Genomic DNA, 1,742 nt, shown 5'->3' on the forward strand with positions numbered 1-1,742 from the left:
CGCTTGGATGGCGCGAGCCGGGCACGTTGGAGTGCGCCAGTTCATCCACCAGGATCACGCCGGGCTTGCGCTCCAGCGCGGCATCCAGATCGAACTCGGGCAGTTGACGATTGCGGTAAGGCACCAGGCGCATGGGCAGGCGCACGATGCCGGCCAGTTGCGCCTCGGTCTCGGCGCGGCCATGGGTCTCGACCACGCCGGCCAGCACGTCCACCCCTTGCGCGCCCAAGGCCTGGGCCGCTTCCAGCATGGCGAAGGTCTTGCCCACACCGGCCGAAAAGCCGAAGAAGATCTTCAGGCGGCCACGCGCCTGGCGTTCTTCGTCACGCATCACGCGTTCCAGCAAGTCGTCGGGATCGGGGCGAGTGTTCATATACGGGATATCAGAGTTGAAGCATTGTAGTGGCAAAAAGCCGGTGGCACGCGTTGTGCGCGCCACCGGCCATCCGACCAAGGCAAAGGGGGGGCTTACTTGGGCTGTGCCGTCTTGGGCAAGGGCGCGGCTGCATCCAGCGCCAGGTTCAGCTTGAGCACATTGACGCGCGGCTCGCCGAACAGGCCCCATTGCGGGCTCTCGCTGTTGCTGCGGATCAGCGAGCGCACCTGTGCCACGCTCAGGCCACGGGCACGGGCTACTCGTGCTGCCTGATACTCGGCGGCGGCCGGGCTGATCTGCGGGTCCAGGCCGCTGGCCGAGGCGGTCAGCAGGTCGATGGGGATGGCTGCCTTGTTGTCGGGATCGGCTTCTTGCAAGGCCTTGGCGCGATCTTCTGCGGCTTGCTTCAGGGCCGGATTGGTCGGGCCCAGGTTGCTGCCGCCGGAAGACATGCCGTTATTGGGGAAGGTACCGGCTGCCGAGGGCCGGCCCCAGAAATAGGCCGGGCTGGTGAAGTTCTGGCCGATCAGTTCCGAGCCGACCAGTTGGCCCTGGCGTTCGATCAGGCTGCCATTGGCCTGCTGCGGGAAGAAGGCCTGGGCCAGGCCGGTCACCAGCAAGGGATACAGGCCGCCCAGCAACACGCCCAGCAGGATGAAGAGCGTGATGGCAGGCCGCAGCGGATGGGAAGTCGAGGTTTTCATGAGGCTATCCTTGATGTGCTCAAACAGGTTCAGACCAGGCCGAAGGCGGCCAGCAGCATGTCGATCAGCTTGATGCCCACGAATGGCACCAACAGACCACCCACGCCATAGATCAGCAGGTTGCGACGCAGCAGCACGGCCGCACCCAGGGCGCGGTAGCGCACTCCGCGCAGGGCCAGCGGAATCAAGGCCACGATCACCAGCGCATTGAAGATCACCGCCGACATGATGGCCGACTCGGGGCTGGCCAGGCGCATCACGTTCAAGGCGCCCAGCTGCGGATAGTTGGCCACGAACATGGCGGGGATGATGGCGAAGTACTTGGCCACGTCATTGGCAATGCTGAAGGTAGTGAGGCTGCCGCGGGTCATCAGCATCTGCTTGCCGATCTCGACGATCTCGATCAGCTTGGTCGGATTGGAATCGAGGTCGACCATGTTGCCGGCTTCCTTGGCGGCCTGGGTACCACTGTTCATGGCCACGGCCACATCGGCCTGGGCCAGTGCCGGTGCATCGTTGGTGCCGTCGCCGGTCATGGCCACCAGCTTGCCTTCGGCCTGGTGCTGGCGGATCAGGGCCAGCTTCTGCTCGGGCGTGGCTTCGGCCAGGAAGTCGTCCACCCCGGCTTCAGCGGCGATGGCCGCGCGGTCAGGCGGTTCGCC

Annotated in this window: 2 protein-coding genes and 1 pseudogene; all 3 read right to left on the minus strand. The window is 65.3% G+C overall.

What is annotated here, in order from left to right; translation table 11 throughout:
- A pseudogene (locus I5W_RS11670) lies at positions 1 to 373 on the minus strand (two-component system sensor histidine kinase KdbD); the annotation flags it as partial.
- A gap of 95 nt (positions 374 to 468) precedes the next feature.
- Positions 469 to 1,080: a potassium-transporting ATPase subunit KdpC gene (gene kdpC, locus I5W_RS11675; RefSeq protein WP_044529355.1), complete on the minus strand. Its 612-nt coding sequence runs from the start codon at positions 1,078 to 1,080 to the stop codon at positions 469 to 471.
- A gap of 29 nt (positions 1,081 to 1,109) precedes the next feature.
- A partial coding sequence (locus tag I5W_RS11680) for an HAD-IC family P-type ATPase (RefSeq protein WP_044529356.1) occupies positions 1,110 to 1,742 on the minus strand: 633 nt, incomplete at its 5' end.

It is taken from the genome of Herbaspirillum sp. B65 (genome assembly GCF_000333555.1).
In the GTDB taxonomy this organism is placed as follows: domain Bacteria; phylum Pseudomonadota; class Gammaproteobacteria; order Burkholderiales; family Burkholderiaceae_D; genus Herbaspirillum; species Herbaspirillum rubrisubalbicans.

What these genes read in the sequence shown, in the direction of transcription:
- kdpC (WP_044529355.1), bottom strand. Translation starts at nt 1,080, where the DNA reads ATGAAAACCTCGACTTCCCATCCGCTGCGGCCTGCCATCACGCTCTTC.